Here is a 16,774-nt window from a genome sequence, read left to right on the forward strand (position 1 = left end):
CCCTCCTCGGCCGTACGGCGACCGCGCTGACCGTGATCACAGCGGCCGCCGCCGTGCTCTACTCGGCGGCGGGCCTGATCCGCCTGCACGCGTTCCGCCTGGGCACGTACGACCTGGTCATCTTCGACCAGGCGGTCAGGTCCTACTCGCGTTTCGGGCTGCCGGTGTCGATCGCGAAGGGCGTTCACAACGACTTCGGCCCAGATTTCTCGGTCCTCGGCGACCACTGGTCGCCCATCCTGGCCTCGCTCGCGCCGTCTCATCCCGGCCTTCGGCGGCCGGGCCGACTACTACTGGGCCAGTTGTGATCAAGAGACGGTCAGGGTGAGGTCTTTGCTCCAAATCATCACGGCGCGAAGGTAGAGGCTGGCGAGGTAGCTCTCAGGGGTCTTGTCATAGCGGGTGGCGATGCCTCGCCAGGACTTCAGCTTGTTGATCAGACGCTCGACGGTGTTCCGCTCCTTGTAGAGATCGACGTCGTGGCTGACGGGCCGGCCGCCCTTGCTGCCCTTCTTCTTCCGGCTGACGACCTGGTCCCTCTTCTCCGGGATGACAGCCTGAATGCGGCGTTTCCGCAGGTAGGTGCGGCTTCCGCGGGACGAGTAGGCCTTGTCCCGGCGACCGCGCCGGGCCGGATGCGGGGACGACCGACGGGCCCCCGGACTCGTATCTTCTCCAGCACGGAGATGAACTGGGGACTGTCCGCGGCCTGCCCCGCGGTCAGGACGAACGCCAGCGGGCGGCACTTGCGGTCGGCGGCGAGGTGGATCTTGCTGGTCTGCCCGCCCCTCGATCCTCCGAGCAGGGGCAGCTTTCAGTCGAAGTTTGTGCCGGCGTCCGTGGCCATGCGGACGAGGGTGTCGACGAGCTCGTCGGAGGTGGTGCGCAATTTGTCTGTGCTGAGGTGGCCGCTGAGCTCCATGTCCGCGATGCCGTGGGCGCTGCTGAGCAGCAGGGCGCCGTAGTGCCGTGCGTTCCGCTCCCCGACGAGGTCGGCGACGATGGCCAGGAACTCGTCCTGGAAGCGTCCGGCCGTGCGGACGCGGTCTGCGGCCGGGTCGCCCGCCGGTGTGCACAGCTGACGCCGGACGCGATCGAGTCCTTCACCAAGTTCTTCAGGACGGTGTCCGTGACGCCTGAACAACATCTGGTACAGGTGCGGCTGGTCCCGGCCGACGCCGATGAGGGTGCGGAGAGCGCCGCGCAGCTTGTCGGAGACCGACAGGGCCGGATCGGTCCGCAGGGCGTGGACCTGGTCGGCGATCCGTTCCCAGCTCTCGGTCGCGACGGCGGTCAGCAGGCTGTCCTTGCCCGTGAAATGCCGGTACGGCGCTCCCCGCGTCACGCCTGCCCGCGCGCCCACCTCGCGCAAGGTGACCGCTTCGGGGCCGCCGAGGTCGAGGAGGTCGGCGGCCGCGTCGAGCAGAGCGCGGCGGGTGAGGGCGGCGGATTCCGCACGAGTGACCATGGCCTCCATCTTACAGTTGACAGTGTCATCTGTGCGGGTAGCGTAGCCAAGGTGACAACGTCATCTGAGACCCAGAAGCTGATCGTCGTAACCGGAGCCTCCACGGGCATGGGCGCGTCAGCCGCCCGCGAACTGGCTCGCCAGGGATTCCACGTCCTGGCCGGCGTACGACGCGACCGTGACGCCGACGCCATCCGATCGACCGGCATCGAGCCGGTCATCCTCGACATCACCAAGTCCGAGCAGGTGGAGGCCCTCGCCACGCGGGTCGCCAGCGACCCGCGTGCGCTGCACGCGCTCGTCAACAACGCCGGCGTCCAGGTGAACGCCCCGGTCGAAGCCCTGCCGATGGCGGAGTGGCGGCGGGTGTTCGAAGTCAACCTGTTCGGCCACATCGCCGTCACTCAGGCGCTCCTACCCGCGCTGCTGCGCAGCAAGGGTCGCGTGATCAACATCAGCTCGGTCGGCGGCAAGATCGCCATGGCCACATACGGCGCGTACGCGGGCGCGAAGTTCGCCCTGGAGGCGGTCAGCGACTCGCTCCGCCGGGAGGTCGCGCCGCTGGGCGTACAGGTGGTCGTGGTCGAGCCCGGCGGCGTCCGCACGGAGATGGCCGCCCGCGGGATCGCGACGGCGAACCACCTGGCCGCCCAGATGACGCCGGACCAGGATGAGCGCTACGGCAGCCTGGTCCAGGCGAATAACAAGTTGATGGCCTCGGGCACTGCATCGGGCCTGACCGCCGACGCCGCCGCCCGGGTCATCGCAAAGGCGGTGACGACCCACAGACCGCGCACCCGCTACACCGCCGGCCGGGATGCCGCCCTGATCACCCGCCTGGCCCGGATGCTGTCCGACCGCACGCTCGACCGCGTCCTCGCCGCCAACCTGCGCCGCCACTACCCGAGGGGAGCCGTCGGCCGAGGAGGGCTCCACGAATGAACTTCCACTCCTCGTCCGTCAGTTGGACCCTCGTCACACAAGACGACCTACCGGATCGGGCCCCACAACAAGGGCGAATCCCGCAGATTGATCACAACTCGATACGCGCCCTAGCGGGCGAACTCGGTGGCGCGGGACTCGCGGACGACGGTGATGCGGATCTGGCCGGGGTAAATCAGCTCCTCCTCCACCTGCTTGGCGACGTCGCGGGCGATGACCTGGGCTTGGATGTCGTCCACGGCGTCGGGACGGACCATGACCCGGATCTCCCGCCCGGCCTGCATCGCGAACACCTTCTCCACGCCGTCGTATGACTGGGCGATCTCCTCCAGCCGCTCCAACCGCTTCACGTACGCCTCAAGCGACTCGCGCCGGGCCCCGGGGCGGCTGCCGCTGATCGCATCGGCCGCCTGGGTGAGCACCGCCTCGACAGTACGCACCTCCACCTCATTGTGGTGCGCCTCGATGGCGTGGACGACGTCCTCGTGCTCGCCGTACCGGCGGGCGATCTCCGCGCCGATCAGGGCGTGGCTGCCCTCGACCTCGTGGGTCAGCGCCTTGCCGATGTCGTGCAGCAGGGCGCAGCGCTTCACCAGGTCGCGGTCGATCCGCAGCTCAGAGGCCATGATCCCGGCGATGTGCGCGGACTCGATCAGGTGCTTGAGCACGTTCTGCCCGTACGACGTCCGGTAGCGGAGCTGGCCGAGCAGCGTGATCAGCTCGGGATGCATCTCGGTGATGCCGAGCTCGACCAGGGCGTCCTCGCCCGCTCGCACGCACAGGTCACGCACCTCGGCCTTGCTGCGCTCGTACGCCTCCTCGATGCGCTGCGGGTGGATGCGGCCGTCGAGGACGAGCCGATCCAGCGTCAGCCGGGCGGTCTCCCGCCGGACCGGGTCGAAACAGGAGAGAAGCACCGCCTCGGGCGTATCGTCGATGATCAGATTGACCCCGGTCGTGGACTCGAACGCCCTGATGTTGCGGCCCTCGCGCCCGATGATGCGGCCTTTCATGTCGTCGCCGGGCAGGTGCAGCACGCTGACCACGGACTCCGTGGTCTGTTCGGTAGCGACCCGCTGAACCGCCAGCGTCACGATCTTGCAGGCGCGTTTCTCGCCCTCTTTGCGCGCTTCGCTCTCGATCTCGCGGACGATCAGGGCGGCCTCGCGTTTGGCCTGGTTCTCGATCTCTTTGACCAGCTCGTTCTTGGCCTGCTCGGCGGTGAGCCCCGCCACTCGCTCCAGGATCTTTTTCCGGTTGTCGGCGACCTGGTCGAGCTCGACCCGTCGACCGGCCAGCTCGGTCTCGGTCTCGGCCAGCTTGCGCGCCCTATCGGCCTGCCTGCGCGCCTCCTCGTCGAGCCGTTGCTCCCGCTCGACCAGGCGGCTCTCCCGGCGTTCAAGATCGGAACGTAGCTCTTTGACCTCGCCTTTGAGGAGCCGCCCCTCCTCCTCGGCTTCCTTGCGCATCAGCGCGGCGCTCTCGGCGACGGACTCGGACCTCCTGACGATCTCGCCCGCGTCTCTCTCCGCCTGCCCCCGGATCTCCTCCGCCTGACGCCTCGCCTGCTCAAGCTCCTCGTTCACCTCGGCCTCGGCCGCGGCGACTTGCTCAGGGGAAGGGCCTTTACGCCGGGAGACTCCGGTGTGGCGCACCACCATGACGAGCGCGGCGATCGCTACGAGCGTCAGCAGCACCACCGCCAGCGCCAGAACGATCACGATCGAGTTCATGCGCGCTCACCCCTCCTCGCGTCGCAACTTCGAGCTAGCGAGGGGGTAACGCGCACAGCACGGCAGAACTCGGCGACGTCAACGGAACGTCGTGAAATCCGGCAGCCCGGGGGGCTGCCGTCATATCCGGCAAGCCGGTCGATATCTCTCGTTCTGTCATCCACCGATATGGCAATCCGCACTGCGGAGTAACTCCTCACTGCGGTCGAGATTAAGCGTCAGCGAGGTAACGGGCAAGCAAAGGAGTGGCGTCAAATCGCTTCCCCCGGTCAGATCCGGCGTCAGAACCGGTCCGGCCTCCGGGTCCGGCGCGCGGCGAGGGCCCGGTCAGCCCGCCCGACGCGCCCTCAGCGCGAGTCGCCGGCGCACCGCCCTACCGCACCGTCACCGCAGGTCGCCGTCGAAGAAGTCGTCGACCTCGCTGCCCTCGCCTTCCAGCGCCTCGCGGACGACCCGGAAGGCGAGCCCGGGCCCGTACCCCTTGCGGGCGAGCATCCCGACGAGCCGGCGCGTACGGGTCTGGGGGTTGAGGCCGCGCGTGCCCGAAAGCTTGCGGGCGACCAGCCTGCGCGCCGTCTCCACCTCCTGCTCGGAGTCGAGTTGGTCGACGGCTTCGTTGACCGTGTCCTCGTCCACTCCTCGGTGGCGCAGCTCCTGTGCGAGCGCCCGCCGTGCGAGACCGCGCCCGGCATGCCGGGAGCTGACCCATGCCGCCGCGAACGCCTGGTCGTCGATGAGCCCCACTTCGGAGAAGCGCTCCAGCACGGCCTGCGCGGCCTCCTCGGGCACTTCCCGCTTTCGCAGGGCTTCGGCGAGCTGGGCCCTGGTCTTCGGCGCCATGGTGAGCAGCCGAAGGCAGATCGCCCTGGCCACGGCCTCCGGGTCGGCGGACGGCCCGTGCTCCGCGGAGAGATCCTCACCACGGGCAGCACCGCGCCCACGGCGGGAACGCCGCTCGCCCTCCGGCCCGGGCTCCTCGGAGAAATCCCCACCGCCGGACCCGCCGCGCCCACGGCGCGAACCAACCTCACCCTCCGGCCCGGACTCCCCGAAGAGGTCGCCCCCGCCGAAAGCACCGCGCCCACGGCGGGAGCGACGCTTCCGCTCGGAGCCTCGTTCCTCTGGGAAGTCGCCGTCGGCGAAAAGGCTCCCGAGGTGAGGAGCTCCAGCCTGGTCGTCTGGGTTCCAGCGGTCGCGAGCTTCCGCACCGTCGAAGGCGTCCACGCCCCCGAAGTCGGCGGCGCGATCCGCACCGCGCGAGGAACGACGAGGTCGCTCCCCCGGGGCCGCGCCCTCCGAGCGGAACCCGCGCTCGCGCGCCCGGATCTCCTCCCGAAGCACCTCCAGCGAGGGGACACCCGACGCCGGAAGCCCGGACTCGGCGTCTCCCGGCCACGGCTCGTCGGCGGAGCCGGGAGACTCGTCACGCCTCACGGCCGTGCTCAGACATCACCCGGCTTGGGCGTGGCCGCCTTGGATCCGCGTCCGCCGGAGGGAGCCGCTGCCGCCGGAGCGGGAGCGGGAGCCTCGGCCGCGGCGTCCAGGCGCGGCCCGACCCCGAGCTTCTCCTTGATCTTCTTCTCGATCTCGTTGGCGATGTCGGGGTTGTTCTTCAGGAAGTTCCGGGCGTTCTCCTTGCCCTGGCCGAGCTGATCGCCCTCGTAGGTGTACCAGGCGCCGGCCTTGCGCACGAAGCCGTGCTCGACGCCCATGTCGATGAGGCCGCCCTCACGGGAGATGCCCATGCCGTACAGGATGTCGAAGTCGGCCTGGCGGAAGGGCGGCGCCATCTTGTTCTTGACGACCTTCACGCGGGTGCGGTTGCCGACCGGCTCGGTGCCGTCCTTGAGCGTCTCGATGCGCCGGACGTCCAGCCGGACCGAGGCGTAGAACTTCAGCGCCTTACCACCCGTGGTGGTCTCGGGCGATCCGAACATGACGCCGATCTTCTCGCGGAGCTGGTTGATGAAGATGGCGGTGGTGCGGGTCTGGTTGAGCGCGCCGGCGACCTTCCGCAGAGCCTGGGACATCAGGCGGGCCTGGAGGCCGACGTGGCTGTCGCCCATCTCGCCCTCGATCTCCGCCTTGGGCACCAGGGCGGCGACGGAGTCGATGACGATGATGTCGACCGCGCCGGAGCGGATCAGCATGTCGGCGATCTCGAGGGCCTGCTCACCGGTGTCCGGCTGGGAGACGAGCAGCGCGTCGACGTCGACGCCGAGCTTCTTCGCGTATTCCGGGTCGAGGGCGTGCTCGGCGTCGATGAACGCGGCGATGCCGCCGGCCCGCTGCGCGTTGGCCACGGCGTGGAGCGCGACGGTCGTCTTACCGCTGGACTCCGGCCCGTAGACCTCGACGATGCGACCGCGCGGGAAGCCGCCGATGCCGAGAGCGACGTCGAGGGCGATCGCGCCGGTGGGGATCACCTCGACCGGTGCGCGCGCGTCGTCGCCGAGGCGCATGACGGAGCCCTTGCCGAACTGCCGCTCGATCTGTGCGAGGGCGGTCTCAAGGGCCTTCTCGCGGTCGTTGATTGCCATTGGGTGCCCCCTGGGGGTCGTGGTCTGTTGGTCACCGGAAAGCTACGGGGTGCCACCGACATTTTCCGGGGTTCCGCAGGCCGGCACCCGGAAACCGATGCCGAACGCCCCGGGAAGCACCGAGGAGTCCCGGAAAGCGGCTGCGGCTGCCGGGCGGACGCGGCACACCCTGCGGCGGCGGGTTCAAATATAGCCGAACGACTGTTCGATCACATCGGGAACGTCCGGCGAGTCGGCGTGCCGTCCACCGATGCCGTACGGCACGGCCCCGCGCGGCCGGGCGGCGTCGCCGACGTGGGCTCTGGGCACGGAGACGGCCCGCACACCTGGCCACATATCGATGCCCCCCGACAGCCGCTGGGCCGCGCCGCCGCCCCACCCCAACCACGAAGTCACATTCATGGGCATTCCGTCACCGCTGTTGCCTGGCCGGTGACCTGTGGCGATCCTGAGGGAAAGCCGGTTCTCTCCTCAAGGCGGCCATGTGACGAGCACCAGCACCTACGGACCGCAGCGACGTACGCACCTGGAGGAACTCGCCGGACGGCTCCCTGAGCGCGGGCTCGTCGGCCGCATGCTGGGCGGAGACGACCCCGTGCTGTGGGTGTGGCACCCCGAGACCGGGAACCAGACGATCATCTTCGCCGCGCCGACGATCGACGGCTGGATGTTCCTGTGGTCTCCCGACGGCCAGGAGAGCGCCGAGGACCCCGGAAAGACGGCCGACGCCGTGACGCACCTGCTCTCTGGTACCGGCCGGGACGGGCCGGGGCCGGATGCCTCAGATGGTGATGACGACCTTGCCGAACGCCTCCCCTGAGGCGTAGTACCGGTAGGCGGCGGGGGCGTCGTCGAAGGCGAACGCCCGATCGATGACCGGACGCAGCCCATTGGCCTCGATGACGCGGTTCATCTCGAGGAACTGCGCACGGCTGCCGACCGCGACGGCGCGCAGGGTCGCGCCGGAGGCGAACAGCACCCGAGGGTCGATCGGCGGCGCGGTGTCGGAGACGAAGCCCACACAGGCGACATGGCCCGCTATCGCGACCGCTTTCAGCGACTGTTCCAGCAGACCGGCGACGTCGACGACGCGGTCGGCGCCGCGTCCTCCGGTCAGCTCACGAACCTCGCCGGGCCAGTCGGGCGTGGCCCGGTAGTCGACGACCTCATCGGCGCCGAGCCCGGCCAGACGTGACGCCTTCGCCGGACCGCTCGTCGTGGCGATCACTCGGGCTCCAAGAGCCTTGGCGAAACGCAGCGCGAACAGCGAAACCCCGCCGGATCCCTGCAATACGACGGTCTGGCCGGCGCGCAGTCCGGCGCCATCGCCGGTCAGGGCGTTCCAGGCGGTGACCGCGGCGCAGGGAAGCGTCGCGGCCTCCTGGTAGGAGAGGTGACCGGGAACCGGCACAAGAGCCTTCTCGTCGAGCAGCGCGAGTTCGGTCAGCATGCCGTCCAGGGAACCGCCCAGTTGCGCGAGGTGCTCGCCCCCGAACGGGCCGTCCTGCCAGCTGGGGAAGAGCGTGGCCGTCACTCGGTCGCCGGCACGCACTGAGCTCACGCCGGATCCGAGCGCCACGACTTCGCCGGCTCCGTCCGACACCGGCACCACATCCGGCTTCACCGGCAGAACGTAGTCGCCGCGCAACACCATCAGCTCGCGAAAGCTCAGCGATGCGGCTCGTACGGCGACCAACACCTGCCCCGGGCCCGGGACCGGGTCCTCATGCTTCCTGATCGACAGGCCGTCCAGCCCGGCACCGCTGTCGAGGTGATAGCTCCGCATTTACGGGTTCCTTCTACTCTCGGCGCCCGGCCTCAACCGTCCAGACCGGCCTCGGCGGCCAGCGGGATCTCGCCGGCGGTCTTGCTGTAGCCGAGAGCCTCGACGATCAGCCCGTCGCGCAGGCGCATGAGGTTCACCCCGCGCACCGAGTCGGCGGGGCCGTCGCCGAAGCGGTAGCGCCAGCGGATCGTCGCCCGGTCGCCCGCGACCACCACCTCCTCGGGCTCGAACTGCGTGGCGCGGTCTTCGGCCAGCGCCTGCCAGAACGCCAGGCAGGATTCGCGGCCTTCGTACCGGGCGCCGTCAGGTGCCGGCTGGATGGCCTCCATCACGCAGTCGTCGCCGATCAGGTCCGCGAGCACGGACGGGTCGTGGTGGACGAAAGCCTGGTTGAACCGGTCGATCACGTCGGCGGTGGTGCGCTCGGACATACGGCCCCCAAGGAGATAGAACGTTCGGTATACTCACCATGTATATCGACCGGTTGTTCTACTCGTCAACCACACGAAGACCTCCGTGTGTGGCGTGGAACTCGGGCATCTCCACCACACCGGAGGCCTTCCTGTTGATCAAGCGGAGCCGTCGACGACGCTCATGGTCGTCAGAGGCCCTCGTCCGGGCTGAAGATCTCGTAGTGGATTCGGTCGGCGGGGACGCCCAGGTCGAGCAGGCGCGTCCGCACCGAGCGCATGAACGGCACAGGCCCGCAGAGGTAGGCGCGGGTGCCGTCGAGGATCTCGACACCGCCCAGGTCGACCAGGCCCGTACGCTCGGCGGGCCACCCCTCCCCCGGCTCCTCGTACCAGACGTGCGTGACGGCCTGGGGGATCTTCTCGCTGAGCAGTTCCAGCTCGCCGCGGAAGGGGTGGGTGAGCGGGGAGTGGTCGCCGTGCACCACGGTCACCGGCCGGGTGGTCGCGGTCGCGGCGAGGTGGGCCATCATGCTGATGATCGGGGTGGCACCGATGCCGGCGGAGGCGAGCAGCAGGGGGCAGTCCCCCTCATCGAGGGCGACGTCGCCGAAGGGGGCGCTCACGCGGAGGATGTCCCCCTCGCGGACGTTCGCGTGCAGCCAGTTCGAGACCTCGCCTTCGGGGTCGCCCGCCACCCGCTTGACCGAGATCCAGTGGTCGGAGCCGCCCGGCGCGCAGGACAGGCTGTACTGCCGGATCTGGCGCGCCTTGTCCGGAAGCTCCACCTGGACCGAGACGTACTGGCCGGGCCGGAAGGGCGGCGTCGGGCCGCGGTCGGCGGGCCGCAACATGAAGGTGACGACATCAGGGGTCTCCTCGACCCGCCCGACCACGCGCCACGGCCGCCACACGTCGCCGTCGGCGACGCCGGACTCGGCGTACAGGCGCGCCTCCAGGGCGATCAGCGCGCCGGCCATCAGCCAGTAGACCTCATCCCACGCCGCCGCCACCTCCGGGGTCACCGCGTCCCCGAGCACCTCGGCGATCGCGGCGAACAGGTGGCGGTGCACGATGCCGTACTGCTCCGCGGTGATGCCGAGCGAGGCGTGCTTGTGCGCGATGCGCTCGAGCAACTGCTCGGGACGGGTGTCCGGGTGCTCCAGCAGCGCCACCGCGAAGGTGGCGATGGAGCCGGCCAGCGCCCGGCCCTGTGCGCCGTTGGCCTGGTTGCCCCTGTTGAAGAGGTCGCGCAGCAGCTCCGGGTGGGCGGTGAACATCTTGCGATAGAAGATCGGGGTGATGTCGTTGATCGCCCCTCCGACGGCGGGCAGGGTCGCGCGGACGACGGCGGCCGATTCTGCTGAGAGCATGACGAACTCCTTAACATGATTTTGAGATACCAATTTCAGCCGCGCCGTTCACCGCAGCCGGAAAGGAGTGTGGACGAGGGTCAGGCGGGTGGAGAGGTGAGCAGCTGGAGGAGCACCGGCCTGGAGGAGTCGCCGACCAGATCGCGTACGGTCAGCGGATCGAGTGAGGAGTAGAACGCCTCCTGGGCGTCACGCAGCGCGCCGCGCAGGCGGCACGCCCCTCGCAACGGGCAGGGCGGCTCGTCGTCGCATCCGACCACGTCATCGGCGCCCTCCAGTTGGCGCACCAGCCAGCCGACGGAGGCGTCGCGACCGACTCCGGTGATCTCAAGACCGCCTCCCCTCCCCCGCCGGGTTTCCAGGACGCCGAGGTGCTGCAGCCGGCTGACCACCTTGGCGACGTGCGTGTACGGCGCGGCCACGGAAGCGGCCACCTCTCTGGAGGTGGGCAGCTCCTCCGCTCCGTCTATCACCGCCAAGCGCATGGTCACCCGGAGCGCGAGGTCGGTGAACTTCGTCAACCGCACGCCATAAAAGCTAGCAAATCGGCATCTGAGGCTCCAATTTGGGGTCCCACGTACGACCAGGGTGGGGAGCCAGGGACGCGTCCAGACACGTGGGGGGCGCGAGGCGCCTGATCAGCGAAGCTTGGGGTCCACGTCGACGACCGTGCAGACGGCGCGCCAGACCCGCTTGGCGGCCACGCCGTCGGCGAGTGCCTGCTCGACGGTCTTGCCGTCGAGATCGGCGATGACATAGTCCTTCGCCCACGATTCGGCGTACGCCTCGCCGAAGTGGCGGTGCATACGACTCCAGAAGTCCGTCAGGCGCATCCCCCAAGTATGCTGCCGCGCCAGAGTGGCCTCAAATGCCGGGAGAGCCGTGCGTCTCGCCGAACGAGGCGGCGCGCAGCGAGGCGGGGCGCCGCCGGCCGGAGAAGATCGCATCCGATTTTGTCGGAGGGCGCAGGCATGATGGCGACCTGACATCCCTCGCCCGCGGCGACGCCCCGCCGCCCCCTGTTGAGGAGGACCACGTTGAGTGCTCCCCGGCCTCTTCTCGCCGCCCGCGGCAGCGCAGGCTCGGCGACTACGACGCTGCGCCAGAGGTCGATGGGGTGGCGTAACGGCCGCGGCACATGCGCGGGTCCGGGCAGCGGCGAGCCGTTACGCGAGAGATGGCCATAGCCTGGGAGAAGCCCCGGAGCGCCCGCCGCGAGCCGGCCGCCGGCCCAGTGCGTGACCATGCGACAGCCACGCTGAAACCGGAGAGCCGGGAGAACCTGGAGACCACCATGCGAGACCGTTCCGCGGTTCCTCTTCGCCCCGACGGGCCGGGCCCGTACGCCGCCGCGGGTGTCCGATGAACGTGCTCGACCACTTCGGGCCGGTGACCAGGGAGTGGTTCACCGGCGCCTTCGCCGCGCCGACGGCCGCGCAGGAGGGCGCCTGGTCGTCGATCGCGCGCGGCGACAACACGCTGGTCGTCGCTCCGACCGGTTCGGGCAAGACGCTGGCGGCCTTCCTGTGGTCGCTCGACCGGCTCGCCACCGAGCATGCCGGTGCCACACCGGAGGCGGACAAGGCGCCCGGACGGCTGTGCCGGGTGGTGTACGTCTCCCCGCTCAAGGCATTGGCCGTCGACGTCGAACGTAACCTGCGCGCGCCACTCACCGGGATCAGGCAGACCGCCCGCAGGCTCGGCCTCCCCGCGCCGGAGATCTCCGTGGCGATCCGATCGGGTGACACGTCCGCGGAGGACCGGCGCCGCTTCGCGACCCGCCCGTCGGACATCCTGATCACCACACCCGAGTCGCTGTTCCTCATTCTCACCTCGCAGGCGCGCGAAGCCCTGCGGGGGGTGGAGACGGTCATCGTCGACGAGGTGCACGCGGTCGCGGCCACCAAGCGCGGGGCCCACCTCGCGCTGTCGCTGGAGCGGCTCGACGCGCTGCTGCCCCGTCCCGCGCAGCGCGTCGGCCTGTCCGCGACCGTACGGCCGGTGTCCGAGGTGGCGACCTTCCTCGGCGGATCACGCCCCGCCACAGTGGTCCAGCCGCCCTCGGAGAAGGTCATCGAGGTCGACGTGGTCGTCCCGGTCGAGGACATGACGGAGCTGGCGCCTCCTCCTCCCGGCATGGACGGCGAGCCGGCCGAGCACCGGCGGAGCATCTGGCCGCACGTGGAGGAGCACCTGCTCGACCTCATCGAGGCCCACCGGTCCACGATCGTCTTCGCGAACTCGCGCCGCCTCTCGGAGCGGCTCTGCACCCGCCTCAACGAGCTGGCGGACGAGCGCGCGTCCGCCGAACCGGCGGCGGGGCCGGGCCGGCCCGGCGGTCCGGGGTCTCCGCCGGGACAGGGGCCATCCGCGCCGCCACCGGGTCGCGGCGGAACGGTCGACGACGAAACCGCCGCCGGGTCACGCCCCCGCGGCTCTCTCGGCACCCCGGCCGAGATGATGGCGCAGGCCGGGGCGTCCCGTGGCGCGCCCGCGGAGATCGTGCGCGCGCACCACGGCTCCGTGTCGAAGGAGGAGCGGTCCCAGATCGAGGAGGCGCTGAAGTCGGGGCGGCTGCCCGCCGTCGTCGCGACCTCCAGCCTGGAGCTGGGCATCGACATGGGGTCGGTCGATCTCGTCGCGTGCGTGGAGTCGCCTCCGAGCGTGGCCAGCGGCCTGCAGCGCATCGGCCGCGCCGGGCACCAGGTCGGGGCCGTCTCCCGCGGGGTGATCTTCCCGAAATACCGCGGCGACCTCGTCCAGACGGCGGTCGTCGCCGAACGCATGAAGAGCGGCCAGATCGAGGAGCTGCGCTACCCGCGCAACCCTCTCGACGTGCTGGCCCAGCACATCGTCGCGATGACCGCGCTCGACGAGTGGACGGTGGACTCGCTGGAGGCCCTCGTCAAGCAGGCCGCGCCGTACGCGACGCTGCCCCGGAGCGCCCTTGAGGCGACGCTCGACATGCTCGCGGGGCGCTACCCCAGCGAGGAGTTCGCCGAGCTGCGGCCGCGCATCGTGTGGGACCGGGTGACCGGAACCCTGCGCGGCCGGCCCGGCGCACAGCGGCTGGCAGTGACCAACGGCGGCACGATCCCCGACCGCGGGCTCTTCGGCGTCTTCCTCGTCGGCGAGCGGGCCTCCCGGGTCGGCGAGCTGGACGAGGAGATGGTCTACGAGTCCCGCGTGGGCGACGTCTTCGTGCTCGGCGCGACGTCCTGGCGGATCGAGGACATCACCGCCGACCGCGTGCTCGTCTCCCCCGCCCCCGGGCAGCCGGGCAAGCTGCCGTTCTGGCACGGTGACGCCCCCGGCCGTCCCGCCGAGCTGGGCCGGGCCGTCGGCGCGTTCGTCCGGGAGCTGTCCGGTGCGGGGCTCCCGGCCGACGGCGGCCGTACGCCCGGTGGAAAGGACCGGCGGCCGGAGGCGTCCGCCGCGGCCCGGGTCAGCCAGGCCGGGCTGGACGAGTTCGCCACCGGCAACCTGCTGGCCTACCTGGCCGAGCAGCGCGAGGCCACCGGATACGTGCCGGACGATCGCACCCTGCTCGTTGAGCGCTTCCACGACGAGCTGGGCGACTGGCGGGTGGTGATCCACTCGCCGTACGGGGCACGCGTGCACGCGCCGTGGGCGCTCGCCATCGGGCGGCGGCTGCGCGAGCGGTACGGCCTCGACGTGCAGGCGATCCACTCCGACGACGGCATCGTGCTGCGCATCCCGGACACGCTCGACGAGCCGCCCTCGGACGTCGCGGCGTTCGACGCCGACGAGATCGAGCAGATCGTCACCGAGGAGCTCGGCGGGTCAGCCCTGTTCGCCGCCCGCTTCCGTGAGTGCGCCGGGCGCTCCCTGCTGCTGCCGCGCCGTACGCCGGGGCGGCGGACGCCCCTGTGGCAGCAACGCCAGCGCGCCGCGCACCTGCTGGCCGTGGCGAGCAAGTACGCCGGGTTCCCGGTCGTGCTGGAAACCATGCGCGAGTGCCTTCAGGACGTCTTCGACGTGCCCGGGCTGGTCCGGCTGATGCGCGACATCGCGGCCCGGCGGGTCCGGCTGGTCGAGGTCGAGACCGCCCAGGCGTCGCCGTTCGCCGCGTCGCTGCTGTTCAACTACGTCGGCGCGTTCATGTACGAGGGCGACGCGCCGCTCGCCGAGCGCCGTGCGCAGGCCCTGGCCCTCGACACCGCGCTGCTCGCCGAGCTGCTCGGCCAGGCGGATCTGCGCGAGCTGCTCGACCCCGACGTGATCGCCGAGGTCGAGCGCGAGCTGGCCCGGCTGGACCGGCCGCTCCGCGATCCCGAGGATCTGGCCGACCTGCTCCGCACCCACGGTCCGCTGCTCGCGCAGGACGTGTCGATCCGCGAGGGCGACCCCGCCTGGCTGACCGAGCTGGAGCGGGCCCGCAGGGCCATCCGGGTGCGGGTGGCGGGCGAGGAGCAGTGGGCCGCGATCGAGGACGCCTGGCGGCTGCGCGACGCCCTCGGCACCCCGCTTCCCGTCGGGGTTCCGCAGGAGTTCCTCGACGCCCCGGCCGCCGCCTCGGGTCCCGGCTCCACCGCGCGGCCCGATCCGCTGGCCGACCTGATCGCCCGCCATGCCCGCACGCGCGGCCCCTTCCCCGCCGACACGGCCGCCGCCCGGTTCGGGATCGGCGGCGCGGTGGCCGGCGACGCGCTGAGACGCCTGGCCGCGACCGGGCGGGTCGTCTCGGGCGAGTTCCGCCCCGGCGGGCGCGGCGAGGAGTGGTGCGACGCCGAGGTGCTGCGGATGCTGCGCCGCAGGTCGCTGGCCCGGCTCCGCAAGGAGGTGGAGCCGGTCCCGCCCGAGACGCTGGCCACGTTCCTGCCCGCCTGGCACGGCGTCACGCCCGCCCGGCCGTCCCATGAGCACGGCGCCGACGGAGGGCGGCGCGGCGGCCCCACGCGGGCCATGGACGACCTGGTCAACGCGATCGAGCGGCTCCAAGGGGCGGCGGTGCCCGCTTCGGCGCTGGAGACGCTGATCCTGCCCGGGCGGGTGCCGGGATACTCTCCCGCGCTCCTGGACGAGCTGACCGCGTCCGGCGACGTCATCTGGTCGGGCCAGGGATCTCTGCCGGGCGGTGACGGCTGGGTGTCGCTCTACTTCGCCGACACGGCTCCGCTGCTGCTCCCCGAGCCCGCCCAGATCACGATGACGCCGCTGCACGAGAGCATCCTGAGCGTGCTGAGCGGCGGCGGCGCGCTCTTCTTCCGTGAGCTGTCCAACCGGGTCGCGTCCCTGGCGATCGGCGCGGCCGGGCCGGGCGAGGCCGTTCCGGACGACCCGGCCCTGGCCGCGGCGCTGTGGGACCTGGTCTGGTCGGGACGGGTCACCGGCGACACGCTGGCCCCGTTGCGGACGGCGCTCGGCTCCGGGCGGCCCGCGCACCGGCCCCCGGCGAGTCGTTCGCTCCGTGCCCGGCGCGCGGTGCTGCCGACGCGCAGCGGGCCGCCGACGGTCAGCGGCCGATGGTGGCCGCTGCCCGCTCCCGCCGACGACGGCACCCAGCGGGCGCACGCGCAGGCCGAGATCCTGCTCGAACGGCACGGCGTGCTGACGCGGGGCGCGGTGGGCGCGGAGCGACTGCCGGGCGGGTTCTCCGCGGTCTACCAGGTGTTGCGGGCGTTCGAGGAGAGCGGCCGCTGCCGCCGGGGCTACTTCGTGGAGGGGCTCGGCGGCGCGCAGTTCGCGCTGCCCGGCGCGGTGGACCGGATGCGCGCCATGTCCCCAGGCGGGTCCGCCGCGTCGTCCGCGGCCGGCGCGCCCGCGTTGGAAGACCTGTGGACGACCCCGCCGCCGCGCGCACCCCGGCGCGTGGTCGTGCTGGCCGCCGCCGATCCGGCCAACCCGTACGGCGCGGCGCTGCCCTGGCCCGACCGGCCCGGGGAGATCACACACAAGCCGGGCCGCAAGGCGGGCGCGCTGGTGGTCCTGGTCGAGGGGCGGCTCGTGCTCTACGTGGAGCGCGGCGGCAAGACGCTGCTCTCCTTCGGCGCCGGGGAAGCCGGGGGCGGCCTCGACGGCGACGACCTCCAGTCGGCGATCGACGCGCTGGCCCAGGCGGTGCGAGACGGGGCACTGGGCAAACTCACCGTCGAACGGGCCGACGGGGCGGCGATCATCGACTCCCCCCTGGCCGCGGCTCTGGAGGCCGCCGGGTTCCACCCGACACCGAAGGGCCTGCGGATTCGGGCCTGAGCAGCCGTTCCTGAACAACCGGGCCTGAACAACCGCGCCCGAACAACCTGGCGGCCCGGGTCGCCCGGAGCGCCGCGGTTCCCCCGGCGACGAAGCCGGAGGCCCGCGCGATGACGGACGGGGCAGCGCGGTGAAAAACAGGCCCCACCAGGACAGAGTGGACAGGATCGCGATCGCGGCCAGGTGGCCGATGACCGTCACCGGCCGGTGCCGGACCGGGGCGCTCACGCCACACCACCCAGAGCCTTCTTGACCTTGGTGGCGATGTCGGCGCCGACGCCGAGCGCCGCACGGATCTTCTGGATG

At 71.3% G+C, this 16,774-nt stretch carries 13 protein-coding genes and 2 pseudogenes; 4 read left to right on the forward strand and 11 right to left on the reverse strand.

Annotated elements, in window-relative coordinates; genetic code table 11:
* Positions 1-32 precede the first annotated feature (32 nt).
* Positions 33-308, forward strand: coding sequence for a DUF2079 domain-containing protein (locus ACQP1V_RS35115; protein WP_433414707.1), 276 nt, complete (start codon positions 33-35; stop codon positions 306-308).
* On the opposite strand, the pseudogene ACQP1V_RS35120 reads toward ACQP1V_RS35115, so the two are convergent.
* Positions 309-953, reverse strand: a pseudogene (locus tag ACQP1V_RS35120) (IS5 family transposase); the annotation flags it as partial.
* Positions 908-1,477, reverse strand: a pseudogene (locus ACQP1V_RS35125) (TetR/AcrR family transcriptional regulator); the annotation flags it as partial. The pseudogenes ACQP1V_RS35120 and ACQP1V_RS35125, both read right to left, overlap by 46 nt.
* 42 nt (positions 1,478-1,519) lie before the next feature.
* Here ACQP1V_RS35125 and ACQP1V_RS35130 point away from each other — a divergent pair.
* On the forward strand, positions 1,520-2,410 hold the full coding sequence (locus ACQP1V_RS35130; RefSeq protein ID WP_433414709.1) for an SDR family oxidoreductase: 891 nt from the start codon (positions 1,520-1,522) through the stop codon (positions 2,408-2,410).
* 110 nt (positions 2,411-2,520) lie between these two features.
* Here ACQP1V_RS35130 and rny read toward each other — a convergent pair whose 3' ends face one another.
* From rny to ACQP1V_RS35150, 4 genes are all read right to left on the reverse strand, one after another.
* Positions 2,521-4,143 carry a ribonuclease Y gene (rny, locus tag ACQP1V_RS35135; protein ID WP_433414711.1) on the reverse strand — a complete coding sequence of 541 codons (1,623 nt, stop codon included), beginning with the start codon at positions 4,141-4,143 and terminating at the stop codon, positions 2,521-2,523.
* A 384-nt stretch (positions 4,144-4,527) separates the two neighbouring features.
* Entirely contained in the window at positions 4,528-5,577 is a 1,050-nt protein-coding gene (gene recX, locus ACQP1V_RS35140; protein WP_433414713.1) for a recombination regulator RecX, read from the reverse strand.
* Positions 5,578-5,585: 8 nt separating this feature from the next.
* Entirely contained in the window at positions 5,586-6,683 is a 1,098-nt protein-coding gene (gene recA / locus ACQP1V_RS35145) for a recombinase RecA (protein WP_387413615.1), read from the reverse strand.
* A gap of 183 nt (positions 6,684-6,866) precedes the next feature.
* Entirely contained in the window at positions 6,867-7,085 is a 219-nt protein-coding gene (locus ACQP1V_RS35150; protein ID WP_433414714.1) for a hypothetical protein, read from the reverse strand.
* Between the two features lie 82 nt (positions 7,086-7,167).
* Between ACQP1V_RS35150 and ACQP1V_RS35155 the strand changes: the two genes are divergently transcribed.
* Positions 7,168-7,503 (forward strand): hypothetical protein, encoded by a 336-nt coding sequence (locus tag ACQP1V_RS35155; RefSeq protein WP_433414716.1) that lies wholly within the window; start codon positions 7,168-7,170, stop codon positions 7,501-7,503.
* Here the strand turns inward: ACQP1V_RS35155 and ACQP1V_RS35160 are convergent.
* From ACQP1V_RS35160 to ACQP1V_RS35180, 5 genes are all read right to left on the reverse strand, one after another.
* Complete coding sequence (locus ACQP1V_RS35160) at positions 7,465-8,469, reverse strand: zinc-dependent alcohol dehydrogenase family protein (protein WP_433414718.1); 1,005 nt, start codon at positions 8,467-8,469, stop codon at positions 7,465-7,467. The genes ACQP1V_RS35155 and ACQP1V_RS35160 overlap by 39 nt on opposite strands.
* A 32-nt stretch (positions 8,470-8,501) precedes the next feature.
* On the reverse strand, positions 8,502-8,900 hold the full coding sequence (locus ACQP1V_RS35165) for a nuclear transport factor 2 family protein (protein ID WP_433414720.1): 399 nt from the start codon (positions 8,898-8,900) through the stop codon (positions 8,502-8,504).
* A gap of 170 nt (positions 8,901-9,070) precedes the next feature.
* Positions 9,071-10,252, reverse strand: a complete 1,182-nt coding sequence (locus ACQP1V_RS35170; RefSeq protein WP_433414722.1) for a globin domain-containing protein — start codon at positions 10,250-10,252, stop codon at positions 9,071-9,073.
* An 80-nt stretch (positions 10,253-10,332) separates the two neighbouring features.
* Positions 10,333-10,779, reverse strand: a complete 447-nt coding sequence (locus ACQP1V_RS35175) for an RrF2 family transcriptional regulator (RefSeq protein WP_387413606.1) — start codon at positions 10,777-10,779, stop codon at positions 10,333-10,335.
* Between the two features lie 111 nt (positions 10,780-10,890).
* The gene (locus ACQP1V_RS35180) at positions 10,891-11,085 is read right to left on the reverse strand and encodes a DUF3046 domain-containing protein (protein ID WP_084258879.1); all 195 of its coding nucleotides are present in this window, start codon (positions 11,083-11,085) and stop codon (positions 10,891-10,893) included.
* A gap of 529 nt (positions 11,086-11,614) precedes the next feature.
* On the opposite strand from ACQP1V_RS35180, the gene ACQP1V_RS35185 reads away from it, so the two are divergent.
* On the forward strand, positions 11,615-16,468 hold the full coding sequence (locus ACQP1V_RS35185; RefSeq protein WP_433414724.1) for an Lhr family helicase: 4,854 nt from the start codon (positions 11,615-11,617) through the stop codon (positions 16,466-16,468).
* The last annotated feature ends 306 nt before the right edge of the window (positions 16,469-16,774 follow it).

Source organism: Microtetraspora malaysiensis (assembly GCF_050947145.1).
In the GTDB taxonomy this organism is placed as follows: Bacteria; Actinomycetota; Actinomycetes; order Streptosporangiales; family Streptosporangiaceae; genus Microtetraspora_A; species Microtetraspora_A malaysiensis.

Excerpts from the sequence above, each read along its gene's own strand:
- recA (WP_387413615.1), bottom strand. The coding sequence starts at position 6,683 with ATGGCAATCAACGACCGCGAGAAGGCCCTTGAGACCGCCCTCGCACAG.
- ACQP1V_RS35185 (WP_433414724.1), top strand. The coding sequence starts at position 11,615 with ATGAACGTGCTCGACCACTTCGGGCCGGTGACCAGGGAGTGGTTCACC.
- rny (WP_433414711.1), bottom strand. The coding sequence starts at position 4,143 with ATGAACTCGATCGTGATCGTTCTGGCGCTGGCGGTGGTGCTGCTGACG.
- ACQP1V_RS35165 (WP_433414720.1), bottom strand. The coding sequence starts at position 8,900 with ATGTCCGAGCGCACCACCGCCGACGTGATCGACCGGTTCAACCAGGCT.
- ACQP1V_RS35150 (WP_433414714.1), bottom strand. The coding sequence starts at position 7,085 with ATGAATGTGACTTCGTGGTTGGGGTGGGGCGGCGGCGCGGCCCAGCGG.
- ACQP1V_RS35160 (WP_433414718.1), bottom strand. The coding sequence starts at position 8,469 with ATGCGGAGCTATCACCTCGACAGCGGTGCCGGGCTGGACGGCCTGTCG.
- ACQP1V_RS35180 (WP_084258879.1), bottom strand. The coding sequence starts at position 11,085 with ATGCGCCTGACGGACTTCTGGAGTCGTATGCACCGCCACTTCGGCGAG.
- ACQP1V_RS35170 (WP_433414722.1), bottom strand. The coding sequence starts at position 10,252 with ATGCTCTCAGCAGAATCGGCCGCCGTCGTCCGCGCGACCCTGCCCGCC.